We start from the raw sequence: 17,633 nt of genomic DNA on the forward strand, positions 1-17,633 counted from the left end.
AATTCAAGTTGTAATAAATCGTTCAAAAGTTTATAGCCATATTATGGCGGCACCTCCCTAGTTTCATCTGCATATTATATGAAGTGAAATATTGGAAAGAGGAGGAACTATTATGTCATCTATGCTGCCTGAAGATAAAAATAACGGAAAGAAACCATTGCCTGAGCCTTTTCGTGAATTATTTAAATCGATGAATGATTTCTTCACTGAAAAACCAGTAAGGGGATTTTTACAATCAATTGATGATTTCTTTAAAACTCCTTTTCCAGTTGGATCTGGTTTTCATGTAGAAACGGTTGAAACAGGAAAAGAATATATCATCACGGCTGAACTTCCTGGGGTAAAAAGAGAGCAAATCAATTTAAATATTTCGGGAAATTACTTAACCATTACAGTAGAAAATAAAGAGCTAGAAACAGAAGAAGACGACATAAATAAACTATATCGCCAAAGAATTACTCGACAGCAATCATCCCGAACCATTTCACTTCCACATGCAATCAATGAAAAAATGGTAAAAGCATCCTACAGGGACGGTTTACTACAAATTAAAATCCCGCAAGAAAAAGGGAAGATGATTGAAATTGAAGATTAAAAAAGCACTAAAAGCAATGAGGCTGACTCACGTAGCTATGAGTCAGCCTCTCTCTTATACTTTAAATATTCCACCAAATCCTTTTACAAGCGATGATACTTGATTGACAGCATTCATCATTTGTCCTGCAGTATTAACCATTTTCGTAAAATCTACCGATCCATCTTGTGACTTAAAGGAATTTAATAATGATTGTACCCCACCTGGTTGTTTAGGAATCATATTTGATTTTGGATAAGGATTCATCATCGGGTATCCATTCATAGGCATGTAGGATTGGGGAGGATTCATTTCCTCCTTTGGCTGCAACGGGTTCTGGAAAAGAAATTGCGAATCCTTTTGAGAATTTGATTGATTCTGGTATGGCACATTTTGTGGAACATAGCCTTGTTGATAGTTTTGATTATATGGCTGAAATGTCTGTGGGTAGTATGGATTTTGTTGTTGATAGGGATTCCATTCATAATTTTGAACTTGATTTTGGTAAGGATATGGCTGGTTTCGATTCATATACGGTTGCTGCCATTGAGTGCTTACCGGATCTTGGTGCATCATTTGCCCCGAGTATCCATAATTAAAGAATTGATTTGGTCTTTTTCCACTGATCATGGGCAAACATCTCCTCTATATCATTCTCTATTACACAGTTTATGAAGAACAGAATAAAAAGGTGATTATTTTATAGCAAAGGACATTGTCAAATAAAGAGGAATTTTGTCTAAAGTTTAAATATTTTAAAAACTAGGAATCCTTTCATTTCGTGTTACGATAGAAAAAAGGATGAAGGAGGAGCTAAATATGGACATTCACGAATTAAAAAGCAAATTTATTCAAAGTCGGGACTATCAAACAGATGACGTTAACGCATTAATGGATTTTGCTAAGAAAGCGTATATTCATAACGAAATTAGCATAAAAGAATATCGCCTACTTGTCCGTGAACTTGAAAATCAAGGTGCGGCAATACCTAAGACAGAAAGCGAAAACTCCCTCATCGAAAATTCATAAAACACCTATTAAAGAGATGCTCAGCATCTCTTTTTTCTATTTTTTTAATTCTTTTATAACTTCCTGCAAGAAATAGTCTACTGTACGATGAGCATTTAAAAACCTTGTTCTACTAGTTTCAGGAAAGAAGGCTTGAATGGATAATTGTTCAATATGTTCTGATGTAGTGTCAATTTGCTTTAAATGAAGATTTTTATGATCGGTCACTGTCAGCCATCTTTTCATTTCTTTTTTCCACTCGTCATTTATGCCTTTCACTTCATCTGAAAAAGGTTTAATTACATCGTTAAATTCATACTTTATGCCTGTATTCCGACCCTCCTGGTAATATTTCATGAATAATTGGTTATAATTCAAAAGTTTTTCTGTTAAATGGATAATTTTTTCTAACATTTCTTTTATTCCCTTCTATTAATACAAAATAAAAAAGTAGCAGTTCCCATTGCTACTTTTGGCAAGTACTTTCATTTTAGCGGAAATTAAAATCCTAATTCAAGTTTTAGAGCTTTTGCTACTTGGTTGTTGTCTAAGTACTCTCCTACTATCTCTTGAGTAGCACTTTGGTTTTCTATTTTATTTTCTATGGCTGAAAGTTTTTGAACGGGTAATGTTAATTTTTCCTGTTCCTCTTGATTTAAACTGGAGCGAAGGTCGGAGAAAGATGCTTCTAGAACAGACTCCAATTCTTCTAATTGATCGTATATCTCTGTCAGCATAGTAAGCAATTTTTCCTTTTCGGACAGTGCCTTATTCATATATAAATCCTCCTCGCATTATTCTATTAGGTATAATTCTCCTTCTTTCATAGGCTTCCTTCCGGAATGACAAAACTAGAAGCAATTCGTCAAAGATAGTGTCAAAACTGCATATTCATAATGTCCATTCGACAACTTATAAGTTCGCATGAAAAATTGAAAAACCGCACAAGCTACTATTGGAGGTGTTTTAAAAATGGCAAAAAAGACAAACCAAACCACAAAACAAACACAATCAGAAACAGCAAAAAGAACAGGCTATGGTGATAAGAAGCTAGAAGGCCCTAATCGCCCAGCAGAGTAAAAAAACAGCAAAAAAAGCAAGGGAAGCCTTGCTTTTTTATTCCCACTTTTTTAATTGCAATACTTGATGGAGTGACAGCATTAATTGAAGCTGGTGTGATTTTTTAAAATACCAATCTGTAAGATGTATGGGATGTCGATGGCGAGCAGGGAAATATAACCAAACTGGAGATACTCGCCTCTCTAAACTCCAGTCCTCGTAAAAGTGCTGATAATGTTCAATTACTGGAAAAGTGGCCCTAAGTACCGGAGTCCTTCTCACTGTCTTATTCTTAAAATACTTTTCATAATCATATCTTGATCCAGTATGTGGTGTTTTCTCAGCAAACTCCAAAAAGTATGGAAACAACCTTGGATGAAAAAGAATACTTGCCAATCTCTTTCCTAAATTTATTCTCTTCGATAATGATTTAAATCCATTAACACTAGCACCATACACTTCCCCACCGCAAGTTGGAAACAGGACACAGCTAAAATGCAGCCAATCCTGGAAAGAAAAAATCATAGAATGAAAGACCTTTTTCTTATATACAGGATGCTCGATCACAGGTGTATGGATCACATTTTGCTCATTAATTATCAAAGCTCTTGTGAGCCTTTCCTTATCATTATTAGTCCAGTATCTCTGCCACTCATTTTGTATAAAAGAAGATACATGGAAATATGGAAGTAAATGAAACATTGGTCGATTTATTTTCGTCGAATATTGATAGATCAGCAATTGTGGAAAAACGTCATGAAAAATAAGCCAGTTAGCTCTCTCGTACGTAAGGAAAAGCTGTTTCCTAACTTTTTCTGCTAAAAGATTCGGAAATATGTGTCCCTCGAGATCACACATATTCCATCCGCCGTTTCTAGAAACCATACTTGCAAGAAAGGACCAAATGATATCAGGATTTTTCTTAAAATATGTAAAATAGGCTTCTGTTCTTGATACGTTATCAATGTTTTTCTTATTCGTTTCATGTATAATTTGACGAATGATTGTTTGTTCCTGTATCGTTAGGTGATTCAAATTCATTGTTCATCTTCCCTTATATTTTTTAATAGAGAATGAGTCCTATGGAATTACGCCTTCTAAGAAAAATGAATCATGATTATGTGTAACTTTCACGGTACAATTGTTATTAGAGTGTGTTAACAACAATATATTATACACCTCGATTACTCTAAGATTTGGTATGATAGGGAATAGCTTGAGAGGTGCAAAAATATGAATTTTAACTATCCAAATGGAAAAAAGTACAAACCCATTGAACAGGAATCTGGAAATACAATCAAAAAAAAGAAAAATAGTTCTTATAGTAACCGAGGTATGACACTAGAGGAAGATTTAAATGAAACAAATGAATACTATCGTGAAAGAAAAATTGCTGTGATTCACAAAAAACCTACACCTGTTCAAATCGTTCAGGTTGACTATCCAAATCGAAGCGCTGCAGTTATTAAAGAAGCTTATTTTAAGCTTGCGTCAACTACTGATTATAATGGGGTATATAAAGGTAAATATATTGATTTTGAAGCTAAGGAAACGCAGAACCCTACCTCCTTTCCATTGAAAAACTTCCACGAGCACCAAATTCAGCATATGGAAGAGGTCATTTCTCAAGGAGGTATTTGTTTCGTTATTCTTCGTTTTACCAAATTTGAACAAGTTTACCTGTTAGAAGCAAAACATTTGTTAATGTATTGGGAACGAATGTTGAGCGGTGGCAGAAAATCAATTACCAAAGAAGAAATTGAAGAAAAAGGTCATCGCATTCCACTTGGATTTCAACCTAGAATTGACTATATTAAAGTAATAGAAAGACTGTAGATCTTCTAAAAGTGGAAAAGTGGAAGTTAGAAAGGAAGGAATTATTATATGTCTGAACAATACAAATCAAGAGAGGAGCGCCGAAAGAAACTCCAATCCAAAGGTAAACCAAAAGCCAAGAAAAATTCAAGTGGACTTTTTAAGAAAATTTTTTTAAGTCTTGTTATTCTTGGAATCGTAGGTATTATTACTGGAGTTGGGACTTTCGCCTATTTAGTAAAGGATGCTCCAGCACTTGACCCAAAACTATTGAAAGATCCAATCCCTTCTAAAATATTAGATAAAGATGGCAAACCGATTACTGAAGTAGGTGCCGTAAACCGCGAATATGTGAATTATAAAGACATACCAAAGCAAGTTGAAAATGCCATTTTAGCGACAGAAGATTATCGTTTTTACAAGCACCACGGGATTGACCCCATTCGCCTTGGAGGAGCCGTTATAGCAAACTTCCAACACGGGTTTGGTGCAGAAGGTGGTAGTACCATTACCCAGCAGGTAGTTAAAAACTCATTTTTAACTCATGAAAAAACATTAAAGCGAAAAGTTCAGGAAGCATGGCTTTCCTATAAGCTTGAACAACAATATACAAAGCACCAAATCTTTGAAATGTATGTAAATAAGGTGTTTGTATCACAAAACAGTCACGGTATTGCTACTGCAGCAAAAATTTATTATGGCAAAGAACTAAAGGACTTAACGTTGTCAGAAGCTGCTCAAATTGCAGGGATGCCTCAAAGTCCCAATAATTATAATCCATTTACACACCCTGACTTAGCTGAGAAAAGACGGAACATCGTCTTAACATTAATGCATCAGCATGGATATATTACAAAAGAGCAAATGGAAGAGGCACAAAAGGTTTCAGTTGCATCTACCGTTTTACCACCAAATCAGCGTAAGGTAGATGAAGACCCTTACGGTGCATTTGTTGATGCTGTTATTGATGAAGTAAAAGCAACTACCGATTTTGATATTTTTACAGATGGTTTAACGATTTATACAACCTTAGATACGAATGCTCAAGATCAAGTAGAAAAAATCCTAAATTCAAAAGAAGGAATTATTAACTATCCAGATGAGGAATTTCAAGCTGGTATTGCCCTTTTAGATACAAAGACAGGAGAAATCCGAGCCATTGGTGGCGGACGGAACCAGCAGGTAAAACGCGGTTTCAACTACGCAATCGATACTCAGCGCCAGCCAGGATCAACGATAAAGCCTGTTCTTGATTACGGTCCTGCGATTGAATATTTAAATTGGGGAACATATGAAATGATTGAAGATAAACCCATTACATATTCAACTGGGAAAAAATTCGGGAACTGGGACCAAAAGTATAAAGGCCCAATGACAATTAGAACTGCCCTGCAATTATCTAGGAACACCCCTGCCGTCCAGGCACTACAACAAGTGGGATTAGATAGAGCAATGGAATTCGCTTTAGGTCTTGGTATACCTTTAAAAGAAATATATGAATCCTATGCCATTGGAGGATTTGGCGGGAAAACCGTTGGTGTTTCCCCACTAGAAATGGCTGGAGCCTATAGCGCATTTGGAAATAATGGTCTTTATACAAAACCACATGCTATAAATAAAATAAAATTGCGTGATGGTACAATGATTAGCTCTGAACTTAAACCAAAGGTAGTCATGAAGGATTCAACTGCCTTTATGGTTACAGATATGTTAAAAAGTGTTCTCGTATCTCCTGGAACAGGAACAAGAGCAAAAGTACCAGGACTTCCAATTGCCGGAAAAACAGGAACAACAAATTATACAGATGAAGAAATGAAGAAATGGAATATAAAAAGCAGCAGCTCTGTCCCGGATGCTTGGTTTACTGGCTATACAACAAATTACACTGCATCCATTTGGACAGGATACAAAGACCGCTCAACACCAATTACAGCTGTCGGAGACAATCAAAGAATTGCACAGCTAATCTTTAAAAATCTTATGGCTTATGTCTCAAAAGATATCGAAACACCTGATTTCAAGATACCTAACAGCGTGCAAAAGGTTAGAATCGAAAAAGGATCCATGCCTCCAGTACTTGCTAGTGAATATACACCGGATAGTGAAATCACTACAGAATATGCTGTAAAAGGGCATGCTCCTAAAAAGGTATCCGAGAAGTATACCAAACTTGAGGCACCAGCAAATGCAGCTGCAAAATATGATGAAGTTACTAAAAACATTATATTAACATGGAACTACAACAACCCTAAAAACTTACCAGTTACGTTCGAAATTACTGTCAATGATGGTTCTGCTCAAAAGAAATACACACAAGCAGAAACTACATTAATGATACCAGCAATTCCAGGAGCAAAATATTCCTTCTCAATTATTGCAATTGTAGATAATAAAAGGAGTGACCCTGCTACTACTGCCATTGAGATTCCTACCCCTGAAATTGATCAAGGGAATGGGAATGGCAACAACGGTGATGGAAATGGTAACGGTGATGGAAATGGTAACGGTAACGGTAATGGTAACGGTAACGGTAACGGTAATGGTAATAACAATGGTAATGGAAATAACAATGGAGACGGCAACGGAAATGACGGTGGAGATGGTGGAGACCAAGGTGGTACCACCCCACCGGCTACACTTCCTGGAACTCCTTCAAGTGGTCAAGGTTCAGGCTCGCGTGAACCTTATTAATAAAAAAAATCGTCTAGGCTATTGGCTTAGACGATTTTTTTATTAATTTCTTTGCATAAAGCTTTTGTTGTTCCAACATCAGTTCTGACAACTGACGGTATGAATGAAACAAAGTAGGTCTTGATTGGATAAACTCCAACCTTTCTACAATATTTACTGGTTTAAATTGGAAACTTTCATATGGTATTGGTCCACGGTCGATGTACTCAGTATCATTTGAAACCATTAAAAAATGAAGAAATAGATTGATCCCCTTTTCCATCGATTCTTTTGTGTTTTTTTGGTCACGTTCAGAAAATAGTTTTTCAAGCTGTCTTTCAATTTGTTTCCATTCACTCAAAATCATAGAAGCCGCATCGCTTTGTTTATCCATGATTTTCAACCTTTCCCTTCATCCTCTTCCTTCCTTCCCTGCATAGCTCTAACAGCGGGCAGCTTGGACATTGTGGATTTTGGGCTTTACAATGATATCTTCCAAAAAAGATTAACCGATGATGGGTAACGCCCCATTCCTCTTTTGGAACTTTTTTCATTAACGTTTTTTCCACTTCTAAAACTGAATCCTTCCAACGACAGATCCCTAAACGCTTACTTACTCTTTCAACATGTGTATCAACAGCAATAGCAGGGATATTATAGGCAACTGACACAACGACGTTTGCCGTCTTCCTACCCACTCCCGGAAGTTTGGTTAACTCATCTCTGTCCTTTGGTATTTCTCCACCGTATTCATTCAAGACCAATTTGCATAGACTTTGAATGTTCTTAGCTTTGTTTCGATAAAGGCCAATAGACCGAATATCATTCTGCAGTTCTTCAAGTGGGACTTTTAAGTAATCTTCTGGTGTTTTGTATTTTTGAAATAAGTCTTTTGTCACCTTGTTCACAAGTACATCTGTACATTGTGCTGAAAGTGCGACGGCAATAACCAGTTCAAAAGGATTGGAATGGTTTAATTCACAATGTGCGTCAGGAAACATAGCTCCCATCTGGTCTAAACAAAAACGAATCTGTGTATTATTTAACAAAGATATCACCTAACCTGTAATAATAATATAACTCGTAAACTTGTCTGTTGATTTCCGCTCCAGGCACTTCGCTTTCCGTGGGCGTTTCGGCGAGCCTCCTCGGCGCTAGCGCCTGCGGGGTCTCCCCTGACCCGTACTTCCACAGGAGTCTTCGTGCCTTCCGCTCCAATCAAAAGAGTATTAAAATTAGCAATGTTCTTTAACACAGCTAATATAAAAATCAAATAAAAACGAGAGATGATTCTCTCGTTTGTAATTTATTGCTCTAACCAGTTATAAAATGGTACGGATGGCTGATGGGGTTCATCCTTAATGCTTGCTTTTTGTGTTTGCTTTTGTCTAAATTTTTGTCCATGGTTTTTCGCTTGGTCAATGGTTCGAATACCGTTTTTCTTCCACTCAAACAGAATTCTATCTATATATCGAAAGTTTAATTTTCCTGACATAACGGATTCTCTTAGTGCTGCTTTTATTATGATAGGGTCATGGTGATCGTCATCCATCCACATACCAAGAGATTCACATTCAAATGGTGATAGAGGGCGGCCAAATTCCTTCTCAAAGCAGGTATAAAGGTCTGTTTCTTCAGTCTTTTTTTCCAGTTTGTTAACCATTTTTTTGCTTAATAAGAATTGGTCAACAAGTTTCTCCCAAAGTGGATTAACTGAGTATGTTTCATAACGAATGCCATCAGTTGAGTAGGAATCAATGATTTCGATAAATCCTCTTTGAATCAATCTTCTTAACATTTCATTACAATCAGCAATGGAAATAGTCATTCGAGCGGAAAGTTCTTCTGGGGTAGGAAATTCGTTTCCTTTTTCTAAAAAGGTTAGGATATTTAATAAAAGAACAAGTTCTGTTTCGTTTAAATTAAGATTTCGATATTCAGAAAATAATAAGCTAGGAACCGTTATTGTCCCTTCTTGAAGCCATGCTAAAATATTTGTTTTCATCTTTGGACACCTCCTGATTAGTATACCACGAACAATCCTTCCTAGTAAGAGTATTAGGCATCCAGCTTTGGAAAGGAAAAGCAAAAAGCCTGCATAATGCAGACTTTTATATTAGGTTGGCGCTGTTAAATTACCTGTTGATTTCCGCTCCAGGCACGAGCGGTTCGTGGGTGTTTCGGCGAGCCTCCTCGGCGAAAAGCGCCTGCGGGGTCTCCCCTGAACCATACTCCCACAGGAGTCTTCGTGCCTTCCGCTCCAATCAACAGGGTGTAAAAATCAACACTGTTCTTTAACACAGCCGTTAGGTTAATAAATTTAATTTACTAATGTTTTATAATTGAGTTTTCTCGATAACAAATTGGTTCATTCTTTCAACAGCTTTTTCTAATTGTTCCAATGAAGTTGCATAAGAGAGTCTGATATTATCAGGTGTTCCAAAACCAGAACCAGGAATGACAGCCACTTTTGCCTCTACTAGTAGCGCTTCAACAAAGTCATCCACATGATTAAATCCTGTCATTTGTGCTGCTTTTTTAACATTTGGATACAAGTAAAATGCACCTTGTGGTTTTACACAAGTGAATCCGGGAATGGCCGTTAGCTTATCAAAAATAATCTCTAAACGATCTTCAAAGGCTTTTCTCATTTCCTCCACCGGCTCTTGTGGCCCATTATAAGCAGCAATTGCTGCATATTGGGCAGTAGTTGTTGGGTTTGACGTGCTATGACTTGCTAAGTTAGTCATTGCTTCGATAATCTGTTGATTTCCCGCCGCATAGCCAATTCTCCACCCTGTCATAGAGTGAGACTTGGAAACACCATTGATAACAATCGTTTGAGCTTTCAGTTGTGGAGATAGCTCTGCAATTGAAACATGTTTATGATTTCCATAAACAAGCTTTTCGTATATCTCATCTGAGACGATAAGAACGTCTTCATCAAGACATACCTTACCTAATTCTAAAAGTTCTTCAGCAGTATACAATACTCCTGTAGGATTGCTTGGGGAATTGATAATTACAGCTTTCGTTTTGCTTGTAATATTATTTTTTAATTGGTCAGGTGTAATTTTAAATTGATTTTGTTCTAATCCGTCAATATAAACAGGAACACCACCAGCTAACTTAACCTGTTCTGGGTAGCTTACCCAATAGGGAGTCGGGATGATTACCTCGTCACCATCATTCAAAAGTACTTGAAATAAAGTATAGAGTACATGTTTAGCACCATTGCCCACAATAATTTCATTTGGTTTATATGCTAAACCTTGATCTGATGCAAACTTTTTGATAATGGCCTGTTTTAACGCCGGTAATCCTGCTGAAGGTGTATATTTCGTATGACCTTCATTCATTGAGATTACTGCAGCGTCTAAAATATGCTGTGGAGTATTAAAATCAGGCTCCCCCGCACCTAATCCGATGACATCTTCACCTTTTTCCTTTAATTCCTTTGCCTTTGCCGTAATAGCTAATGTTGTGGAAGGTGTGAGTGCCAACACCCTTTGTGCTAATTCCATTACCAATACTTCCTCCATTCTCCATCCCTCTATAGGTTTTCAATTTTTTTTAGCCACTCACCTGTTTCAAAGTGAACATAATAATAATTTATTAAATTATTTTCAGAACGGTAATAAATTTCCCATAATGGGATATTTTTTTCCATTCCTAGGCGAACGGATATAATCTTTTTAGGGTTCTTTTCCTGCAGCAGTTTTTGTACAGCCTCTTCTTTAGAGAGTCCATTTTTAGCTTTTTTTACAAAAACCTTCTTACTTTTTTCAGGAATCCAAACAATAATCTTGTCACCCTTTTTATTTTTCCCCTCAATGACATTAACTGTCTCTAAGCCATTGTAAAGATGAAAATCCTGTATTTCAGTTAATTGTGCCTTTTTACTTGCCAGTAAAACCGCTTTTTCTTCCGCAGCCTTCACTGGATTCATTGCAGATAAATACACCTTAATTAAAATCCCAATAAGGACTACAAAAAATATGACAATAGAGAGAATCCACTTTTTCACTTTTAGTTCACTTCTTTATGTACGATATATTGTAAAAATCGCTTTATTTTTATCATCTTGGTCTAGAGCAAGCCCAAACATGAGATCTTTTTGCTTTAAGGTTCGATTTAAGGCATCCACAATTTTATATAAATCAGAGCTGTACTGAATTTTCACTGTAGACAATACTTCAATTTTACTTTCCATCCATATTTCTCCTTTTCCTACCAAAACTCCGCTTGTGAAGAATCTTTCTACTATTATAACAGGATACGTTGAAACCGTGTTATTAATAATAATTAAATTAATTGAATTTTTTAGAGGTAGATTATTCATCTAACTTTACTGGAATCCTGATGACCTCATAATTATTTTCTGTAAATTTAACTGTTACAGTACCATGCTTTTTTGTAGAGTAGACCTCTGACCAAATTTCATTCAAATCACGAAGAGTTTTAGTGTCCATACCATTATTCCCTTCGAATAGAATAGATATTTCAGGGTTAAGATATTGTATCAATTGTTCTGACAGAGGTCCTTCCATACTGCAGTTGGGTATCTTAAACACATTAACATTCCTTAAATTTTTCTTCATAAGAACTTGTTCAGCTCGCGGACTATTGGAACTCATCAAAAAAATAGTATGGTTAAAAAATTGCAATTTTAAGTCCATACCTTCATTTGATTCTTCTCCTACAAATTCCACTTCTGCTGTCATATCAGGAAGGATTTCCTTCTTAGTCCCTGCTCCCCACGCAAGGATTGGTATATGATTGATTGTTTTTAACTCATTAGTTAGTTGCGCAGAGATTTCAGAAGTAGTGATAATTTCTTTTATTTTATAGCTAGAGATTAACTGTTTGATTTTATCTAACGATACATCATCATTTGTTAAGAAAAGAGTTGAAATTTCTTTTACATCATAAAGAGAAAGACCTTCTTCTAGTTCTGCCCTCGTTCCTTTGCCACCCATATTGATCAATATATTTTTACCATTTGCGGCTTGAAGCAACACTGCTTCACCTTCTGAAAGACCCAAAAAAGTGACGACAGCTTCATGGTCATTTAAGTGTAAATCGATGTTCTCCACTTGATTGTCAATTGGTTCCTCAGCCTTAATTAATGTACAAGGGATAAATAGGGCTAATAAAATGAGCAGTGTTCTCATACACATTCCTCCCATTATGAATAGAATGTGTAATTTTCCAAATTTTATGCTGTATTATGTTTATAATCTATTTCCCCTACTTTAACCAAGGCTGAATCCGTAGAACAAGCTCATCAATTGTTCCCTTCTTTATTGGAACTGAAGGTATAGATTGTAAAAATGACTTTCCGTATTTAGTGGTGATAATTCTTTTGTCAAAAACAAACATAACTCCTCGATCATTCTCGGTGCGAATCAATCTCCCAAATCCTTGTTTGAATCGCAAAATGGCTTCAGGCAAAGAGTACTCTGAGAAGGGGTTGCCTCCCCCCTGTGCAATTAATTGACATTTTGCCTCCGTTAATGGTTCATCTGGTGGGCTAAAGGGCAATCTTACAATCACAAGGCAAGATAAATCCTCACCAGGAATATCTACTCCTTCCCAGAAACTGCTCGTCCCAAAAAGAATTGCTTTATCATATCGTTGAAAATTTCTCGTAAGACGCGTACGGCTTCCGCTCGTTATCCCTTGAGCTATTAGGACAAATTCATCTAAAAAACCACTTTCCTTAATCAACTCATAGGTTTTCTTAAGCATGTCATATGCAGTGAAAAGGATAAGCATTCTTCCTTTTGTGGCTTCCGCAATGGTAATAATATGTTCGGTTATTGCTATTACATAGTCATCTAACGTTACGGTATTAACTTCTGGCAAATCCTCAGGAATAAATAGTTGAACTTGTTTGTTATATTCAAAGGGTGATGGAATGGTCATTTGAATAGGAGAGTCGCTATCCATCCCGATTTCCTTCATCATATAATCAAATGAGTTATTAACGGTTAAAGTTGCAGATGTTAGGATCACTGCCTTTTTCTTTTGAAAAAAGAACTTCTTTAGTGATGCAGCCACTGAAGCAGGCTGTGCAATAAAAGTTGTCACGTTTTGAGGTGAACGGGTATCCATCTCAATCCATTTAACGTCCTTCGATTCTTTAATAAAACAATTCATTATGGTATCTCTAAGTTCACTAAGTTCTTTTAAGAACAAATAAATTTCTTCTATTTTAATTTGCTGCTCTTTTGATAAGGATTCACTATCGTTATTAATCAAATCAAGACGTTCGCTAATTTTAGCGTGTAAATCCTTTAGTAAAAAGGAAAATCTCTCTGCACAATGCTTTAACCCATTCCCTTCCTTGCCACCGTCTGAATGAGCATATCGGATCTTCACTCGATTAAATCCTTTTTTATTGGAAAGCTTTGTTTTTGCAAACAACGCAATCATTTTAAAAAACTCATCCATTTCATAATTAATATCAATTACAAGTTGATTCATTTCAGAAGTTTGGAAATTTAGCTTATTACCAATAGTTTGCGAAAGCAATTTCTCTAGTTCATACAATAGCTGTTTTTGTTCAAAAACGCCAAATTGACCCACAAGCAGCCGAGTGGATAGGTAATCTAATGAATTACCAAAAAATTGTCCCGCCACTTTTTCAAGATGATGACCTTCATCTATCACAACATACTCAAACTTTGGCAGGATAGAGCCGTCTCCCTTAATATCACTTAGTAATAAAGAATGATTGGTAATGATGATATCTGCATCATGTGCGGCTCTTTTCGCTTTAATATAAAAATCCCTTTCTTGCCACTGCTGATTTTGCGAATACACGGTTGTTTCGTTTTTAATCTTATTCCAATAAATCAGACCTCCAGAAGAAAGATTTAATTCATCTTTATCTCCAGTTTCCGTTTCAGTCAGCCAAACTAGTATTTGCATCTTCGTTAAGGTCGTATCATAATTATCATTTTCGTCCATTAGTGTTTGATAAAACTTTTCCAGACTTAAATAATGGTTCCTACCCTTCAAAAGAACAGTTCGAATCCTAAAAGGTAGAATAGCAGCCAACAATGGAATTTCCTTTTTTAAAATTTGTTCCTGAAGTTGAATGGTATGCGTGCTTACAACAATTGGATGTTTATGTATTTTTGTAAAATAAGCCATTGGTAATAGATAGCCTAGGGATTTCCCGACACCTGTTCCGGCTTCAATCAGAGCATGTCTTTGAGATTGTAAAGCTTGGTAAACGGTATCCATCATTTTAAACTGGCCTGACCTCTTCTCAAAAACATCAAAGCCATGTTTAACGACATCCGTTTTTTCCTCTTCAGTTAATGGGTAAGACAAGTCACTCTCTGTCGCTACCTCTGGTGACTCAATCTTATTTTTTCTCAAGGCAATATCATGAAATATTTCAATAGTTTCTGGTAATTTATCTTGTTTCTTATCCTTTTTTATCAACAATTCATCTAAAAGCTGTTGCAAATCACTCTTTAATCCCCCTGAAAGGTGTGTGATCTGCCTTAGTGTTAGTGATGGGAGTGCTGTCAACCGATTCAATAGAATCAAAAATAATTCAGCAGTAACCTGGGCATCACTATCAGCCTGATGTGGACGGTCATGACGCAAATTTTCTTTCTCTGCTAAATCAGAAAGCTTATACCCATCAGCAGTTGGATAAAGGATTCTTGCCATTTCAACTGTATCTAGTACTGGACCATAAAATCCCTCATGGCCAGCTTGAATGAGTTCCTCTTGAAGAAAAGATAAATCAAATAAAACATTATGAGCTACAAAATAGGCTTCTTCCAATAATGATTGGATTTTTTCCGTAATCTCAGAAAATAAGGGAGCCCCCTTCACCATTTCATCATTTATACCTGTCAATTCTTCAATAAAAGCAGGGATGGCCTTTTGAGGATTAATAAGTGACGAGAATTGCTCTGTGATCGTTCCGTTTTCAATGACAACTGCAGCAAATTGTATGATCTTATCGCCCTTTTTTGGAAGATTCCCTGTCGTTTCCAAATCAATAACGACGAATTTATTTAACATGTTATTTACACCCCAAACCTTCGTTCATTAAACGGTATCACAAAATTAGTAAAAAGAAAACAATTCTACATTACACTAAAAGTAATCCACTTAATATTATTATTCATTTATTAAATAGAAAAATCCCCAAAATGGGGATTTAGCTACATAATAGTGAGTGCTGGTTCTGCATGTAAGAGTTCTTTTATGCGATTGTTTTCATTCATAATCGCAACTTTCGGTGTATGAACCCTAACCTTTTCCTCAGGTACAAGGACATAGGAAATAATGATAACAATATCCCCTACCTGGACAAGGCGTGCGGCGGCACCATTTAGACAGATAACACCACTTCCTCTTTCACCAGGAATTATATAGGTTTCAAGTCTTGCACCATTATTATTGTTAACAATTTGGACTTTTTCATTGGCTGTCATTCCAACTGCATCTAAAATATCTTCATCAATAGTAATACTGCCAACATAGTTCAAATTGGCTTCAGTAACTGTTGCCCGATGGATTTTGCCACTCATCATGGTACGAAACATCGTATTCCTCCTCTATGGATGCCTTTACCCTAGTCTTCTATATGAATAATGGAATTGTCTATTATTCGAACCTTAGAGAATTTTACTGCAAGTGCTACAATTATGGTACCCTCTAATTTTTCCAGTGGTTTTAGCTGTGGATAAGAAAAAATCTCAACATAATCAATCAAGCCGTTGGATTCACTAGTGATCATTTCAGTGATTTGTTTAATTACCCTTTCTGAATTCCGTTCTCCAGTTTCAATGGCATTTTTTGCTTCCAGTAGGCTTTTATATAAAACAGGTGCCTGTTGTCTTTCTTCAGGGAATAAGTTAACATTTCGAGAGCTTTTTGCAAGCCCGTCCTCTTCACGAACGATGTCTACAGCAATCAACTCAATTGGAAAATTAAAATCTGCAATTAATCCCTTGACCACTGCAACTTGTTGAGCATCTTTTATTCCAAAATAAGCCCTCGTTGGCATGACGATGTGAAACAGCTTCGTCAGCACTGTTGCAACTCCGTCGAAATGACCTGGACGGGATTTTCCGCACAAGACGTCCGTTCGCTCCTGAACGACTACTTTGACAGATGGGGCACTTGGATACATTTCCTCTACGGATGGATAAAAAAGAAAGTCCACCTGTTCACATTCAGCTAAAGCCCGGTCCCGTTCGAAATCTCGCGGATAGGATGAATAATCTTCTTTTGGTCCAAATTGTAATGGATTAACGAATATACTTAAGACGACGATATCATTTTCTTGCCTTGCTTGCTTTATTAGTGTTAAATGACCTTCATGCAGAAACCCCATAGTGGGAACGAAGCCTATAGACTTAGCTAACGCCTTTTGATTCATGATTTCTGACTGCATGTCCTTAATAGTTGTTATGACCTTCATTCCTTACCTCCATAGAGAACCTTGAGCTCAGTTTCTTTCATTGTGAAAGAATGCTTATCCTCCGGAAACAGTCCCTTTTTAACATCTGATACATACGCTTGAATGGATTCAATCATAAATGGATTGACGGAATGGTATTGTTTCACAAATTTAGGTACTCGCTCGACACCGTATCCCAAAATATCATGGTAAACGAGTACTTGCCCATCTACATCCATTCCTGCCCCTATACCAATGACTGGAATAGCTACGGTTCTTGAAACTTCTTCAGCAAGCTGCTTAGGAACACATTCAAGTACAAGTGCGAAAGCACCTGCCTCCTCCACTTTTCTAGCATCATCCATTAGTTTTCTTGCAGCCTGGGCATCTTTCCCTTGAACTTTATACCCGCCTAATACACCAACAGATTGTGGTGTTAAGCCCAAATGTCCACAAACAGGAATACCCGCACGGGTTAATGCAGTAATGTTTTCAATAACCTCATCTGCACCTTCCAGTTTAACAGCATGTGCGCCCGCTTCTTGCATGAGTCTACCGGCATTTATTAAAGTATCTCTGATAGATAAATGATAGGTTAAAAACGGAAGGTCTGCTACAATAAAGGTTTCTTTAGCCCCTCGTTTCACAGCTTTTGTGTGATGAATCATGTCCTCAATCGTCACAGGAATAGTAGAATCATATCCAAGAACAACCATTCCAAGAGAATCACCGACTAAAATAACGTCAACTCCCCCTTGTTCCGCTTGTTTAGCAGATGGATAATCATAAGCGGTCAACATGACAATCTTTTCATTATTTTCCTTCATTTTCAAGAAATCTGTTGTTTGCTTCATCATTTTCCCTCCTTAAAATATGGGAGAGGCGACAAAACGAGTTTGAAGAGCAAATAAAAAGATCCTTCTGAAGGCAGAGGATCCCGTTACTCTTTGGCATGTTCCATCCCTCTGTCCCGGTCCGCATAACGGATCTAGGCAGAAACCTTTTTAATTGTTGGTACAAAACTTAAGCGGTGCAGTTCCGAAGGATACTGCCCAATGTGTTTATCAT

The 17,633-nt window shown here is 36.7% G+C and carries 20 protein-coding genes; 5 read left to right on the top strand and 15 right to left on the bottom strand.

Going from position 1 to position 17,633, the window contains the following annotated elements; genetic code table 11:
* The first annotated feature begins 112 nt into the window (after positions 1-112).
* Positions 113-595, top strand: coding sequence for an Hsp20/alpha crystallin family protein (locus tag AC3A54_RS01430; protein ID WP_487653117.1), 483 nt, complete (start codon positions 113-115; stop codon positions 593-595).
* 54 nt (positions 596-649) lie between these two features.
* Here AC3A54_RS01430 and AC3A54_RS01435 read toward each other — a convergent pair whose 3' ends face one another.
* Positions 650-964 (bottom strand): YppG family protein, encoded by a 315-nt coding sequence (locus AC3A54_RS01435; RefSeq protein ID WP_487653478.1) that lies wholly within the window; start codon positions 962-964, stop codon positions 650-652.
* Between AC3A54_RS01435 and AC3A54_RS01440 the strand changes: the two genes are divergently transcribed.
* Both AC3A54_RS01440 and yppF read left to right on the top strand, forming a co-directional pair.
* Positions 895-1,173 carry a hypothetical protein gene (locus AC3A54_RS01440; RefSeq protein ID WP_487653489.1) on the top strand — a complete coding sequence of 93 codons (279 nt, stop codon included), beginning with the start codon at positions 895-897 and terminating at the stop codon, positions 1,171-1,173. The two genes, AC3A54_RS01435 and AC3A54_RS01440, sit on opposite strands and share 70 nt — an antisense overlap.
* A gap of 220 nt (positions 1,174-1,393) precedes the next feature.
* Positions 1,394-1,603, top strand: a complete 210-nt coding sequence (gene yppF / locus AC3A54_RS01445) for a YppF family protein (protein ID WP_308083413.1) — start codon at positions 1,394-1,396, stop codon at positions 1,601-1,603.
* Between the two features lie 36 nt (positions 1,604-1,639).
* Here yppF and AC3A54_RS01450 read toward each other — a convergent pair whose 3' ends face one another.
* The 3 genes from AC3A54_RS01450 to AC3A54_RS01460 all read right to left on the bottom strand — a co-directional run bounded on the left by AC3A54_RS01450 (position 1,640) and on the right by AC3A54_RS01460 (position 3,682).
* Positions 1,640-1,996, bottom strand: a complete 357-nt coding sequence (locus AC3A54_RS01450) for a DUF1798 family protein (protein WP_487653118.1) — start codon at positions 1,994-1,996, stop codon at positions 1,640-1,642.
* An 86-nt stretch (positions 1,997-2,082) separates the two neighbouring features.
* Positions 2,083-2,358, bottom strand: a complete 276-nt coding sequence (locus AC3A54_RS01455; protein WP_487653119.1) for a hypothetical protein — start codon at positions 2,356-2,358, stop codon at positions 2,083-2,085.
* A gap of 340 nt (positions 2,359-2,698) precedes the next feature.
* On the bottom strand, positions 2,699-3,682 hold the full coding sequence (locus AC3A54_RS01460) for a DUF2515 family protein (RefSeq protein WP_487653120.1): 984 nt from the start codon (positions 3,680-3,682) through the stop codon (positions 2,699-2,701).
* Between the two features lie 192 nt (positions 3,683-3,874).
* Between AC3A54_RS01460 and recU the strand changes: the two genes are divergently transcribed.
* Complete coding sequence (gene recU / locus AC3A54_RS01465) at positions 3,875-4,477, top strand: Holliday junction resolvase RecU (protein WP_487653121.1); 603 nt, start codon at positions 3,875-3,877, stop codon at positions 4,475-4,477.
* 48 nt (positions 4,478-4,525) lie between these two features.
* Positions 4,526-7,147: a transglycosylase domain-containing protein gene (locus AC3A54_RS01470; protein ID WP_487653122.1), complete on the top strand. Its 2,622-nt coding sequence runs from the start codon at positions 4,526-4,528 to the stop codon at positions 7,145-7,147.
* A gap of 13 nt (positions 7,148-7,160) precedes the next feature.
* Here the strand turns inward: AC3A54_RS01470 and AC3A54_RS01475 are convergent, their stop codons facing one another.
* The 11 genes from AC3A54_RS01475 to panB form a co-directional block, all read right to left on the bottom strand.
* Positions 7,161-7,520: a YpoC family protein gene (locus AC3A54_RS01475; protein ID WP_487653123.1), complete on the bottom strand. Its 360-nt coding sequence runs from the start codon at positions 7,518-7,520 to the stop codon at positions 7,161-7,163.
* Entirely contained in the window at positions 7,513-8,175 is a 663-nt protein-coding gene (nth, locus tag AC3A54_RS01480; protein ID WP_335547523.1) for an endonuclease III, read from the bottom strand. Before nth ends, AC3A54_RS01475 begins: the two co-directional genes overlap by 8 nt.
* A 257-nt stretch (positions 8,176-8,432) precedes the next feature.
* Positions 8,433-9,131 (bottom strand): DnaD domain-containing protein, encoded by a 699-nt coding sequence (locus AC3A54_RS01485; protein WP_335547525.1) that lies wholly within the window; start codon positions 9,129-9,131, stop codon positions 8,433-8,435.
* Positions 9,132-9,462: 331 nt separating this feature from the next.
* Entirely contained in the window at positions 9,463-10,650 is a 1,188-nt protein-coding gene (locus AC3A54_RS01490; RefSeq protein ID WP_487653479.1) for a pyridoxal phosphate-dependent aminotransferase, read from the bottom strand.
* A gap of 29 nt (positions 10,651-10,679) precedes the next feature.
* The gene (locus AC3A54_RS01495) at positions 10,680-11,153 is read right to left on the bottom strand and encodes a cell wall elongation regulator TseB-like domain-containing protein (RefSeq protein ID WP_335547527.1); all 474 of its coding nucleotides are present in this window, start codon (positions 11,151-11,153) and stop codon (positions 10,680-10,682) included.
* A gap of 15 nt (positions 11,154-11,168) precedes the next feature.
* Positions 11,169-11,339, bottom strand: a complete 171-nt coding sequence (locus tag AC3A54_RS01500; RefSeq protein ID WP_308083403.1) for a YpmA family protein — start codon at positions 11,337-11,339, stop codon at positions 11,169-11,171.
* Positions 11,340-11,460: 121 nt separating this feature from the next.
* On the bottom strand, positions 11,461-12,300 hold the full coding sequence (locus AC3A54_RS01505; protein WP_335547529.1) for a ComEC/Rec2 family competence protein: 840 nt from the start codon (positions 12,298-12,300) through the stop codon (positions 11,461-11,463).
* 76 nt (positions 12,301-12,376) lie between these two features.
* On the bottom strand, positions 12,377-15,178 hold the full coding sequence (gene dinG / locus AC3A54_RS01510) for an ATP-dependent DNA helicase DinG (protein WP_487653124.1): 2,802 nt from the start codon (positions 15,176-15,178) through the stop codon (positions 12,377-12,379).
* Between the two features lie 143 nt (positions 15,179-15,321).
* Entirely contained in the window at positions 15,322-15,705 is a 384-nt protein-coding gene (gene panD / locus AC3A54_RS01515) for an aspartate 1-decarboxylase (RefSeq protein WP_487653125.1), read from the bottom strand.
* A gap of 29 nt (positions 15,706-15,734) precedes the next feature.
* On the bottom strand, positions 15,735-16,586 hold the full coding sequence (panC, locus tag AC3A54_RS01520; protein WP_487653126.1) for a pantoate--beta-alanine ligase: 852 nt from the start codon (positions 16,584-16,586) through the stop codon (positions 15,735-15,737).
* Positions 16,583-17,419 (bottom strand): 3-methyl-2-oxobutanoate hydroxymethyltransferase, encoded by an 837-nt coding sequence (gene panB / locus AC3A54_RS01525; protein ID WP_487653127.1) that lies wholly within the window; start codon positions 17,417-17,419, stop codon positions 16,583-16,585. The genes panC and panB overlap by 4 nt, the downstream gene beginning before the upstream one ends.
* Between the last annotated feature and the right edge of the window lie 214 nt (positions 17,420-17,633).

It is taken from the genome of Neobacillus sp. Soil_C_43 (genome assembly GCF_057656715.1).

Excerpts from the sequence above, each read along its gene's own strand:
- AC3A54_RS01430 (WP_487653117.1), top strand. The coding sequence starts at position 113 with ATGTCATCTATGCTGCCTGAAGATAAAAATAACGGAAAGAAACCATTG.
- yppF (WP_308083413.1), top strand. The coding sequence starts at position 1,394 with ATGGACATTCACGAATTAAAAAGCAAATTTATTCAAAGTCGGGACTAT.
- AC3A54_RS01450 (WP_487653118.1), bottom strand. The coding sequence starts at position 1,996 with ATGTTAGAAAAAATTATCCATTTAACAGAAAAACTTTTGAATTATAAC.
- AC3A54_RS01455 (WP_487653119.1), bottom strand. The coding sequence starts at position 2,358 with ATGAATAAGGCACTGTCCGAAAAGGAAAAATTGCTTACTATGCTGACA.
- AC3A54_RS01460 (WP_487653120.1), bottom strand. The coding sequence starts at position 3,682 with ATGAATTTGAATCACCTAACGATACAGGAACAAACAATCATTCGTCAA.
- recU (WP_487653121.1), top strand. The coding sequence starts at position 3,875 with ATGAATTTTAACTATCCAAATGGAAAAAAGTACAAACCCATTGAACAG.
- AC3A54_RS01470 (WP_487653122.1), top strand. The coding sequence starts at position 4,526 with ATGTCTGAACAATACAAATCAAGAGAGGAGCGCCGAAAGAAACTCCAA.
- AC3A54_RS01475 (WP_487653123.1), bottom strand. The coding sequence starts at position 7,520 with ATGGATAAACAAAGCGATGCGGCTTCTATGATTTTGAGTGAATGGAAA.
- AC3A54_RS01485 (WP_335547525.1), bottom strand. The coding sequence starts at position 9,131 with ATGAAAACAAATATTTTAGCATGGCTTCAAGAAGGGACAATAACGGTT.
- AC3A54_RS01490 (WP_487653479.1), bottom strand. The coding sequence starts at position 10,650 with ATGGAATTAGCACAAAGGGTGTTGGCACTCACACCTTCCACAACATTA.
- AC3A54_RS01500 (WP_308083403.1), bottom strand. The coding sequence starts at position 11,339 with ATGGAAAGTAAAATTGAAGTATTGTCTACAGTGAAAATTCAGTACAGC.
- AC3A54_RS01505 (WP_335547529.1), bottom strand. The coding sequence starts at position 12,300 with ATGAGAACACTGCTCATTTTATTAGCCCTATTTATCCCTTGTACATTA.
- dinG (WP_487653124.1), bottom strand. The coding sequence starts at position 15,178 with ATGTTAAATAAATTCGTCGTTATTGATTTGGAAACGACAGGGAATCTT.
- panD (WP_487653125.1), bottom strand. The coding sequence starts at position 15,705 with ATGTTTCGTACCATGATGAGTGGCAAAATCCATCGGGCAACAGTTACT.
- panC (WP_487653126.1), bottom strand. The coding sequence starts at position 16,586 with ATGAAGGTCATAACAACTATTAAGGACATGCAGTCAGAAATCATGAAT.
- panB (WP_487653127.1), bottom strand. The coding sequence starts at position 17,419 with ATGAAGCAAACAACAGATTTCTTGAAAATGAAGGAAAATAATGAAAAG.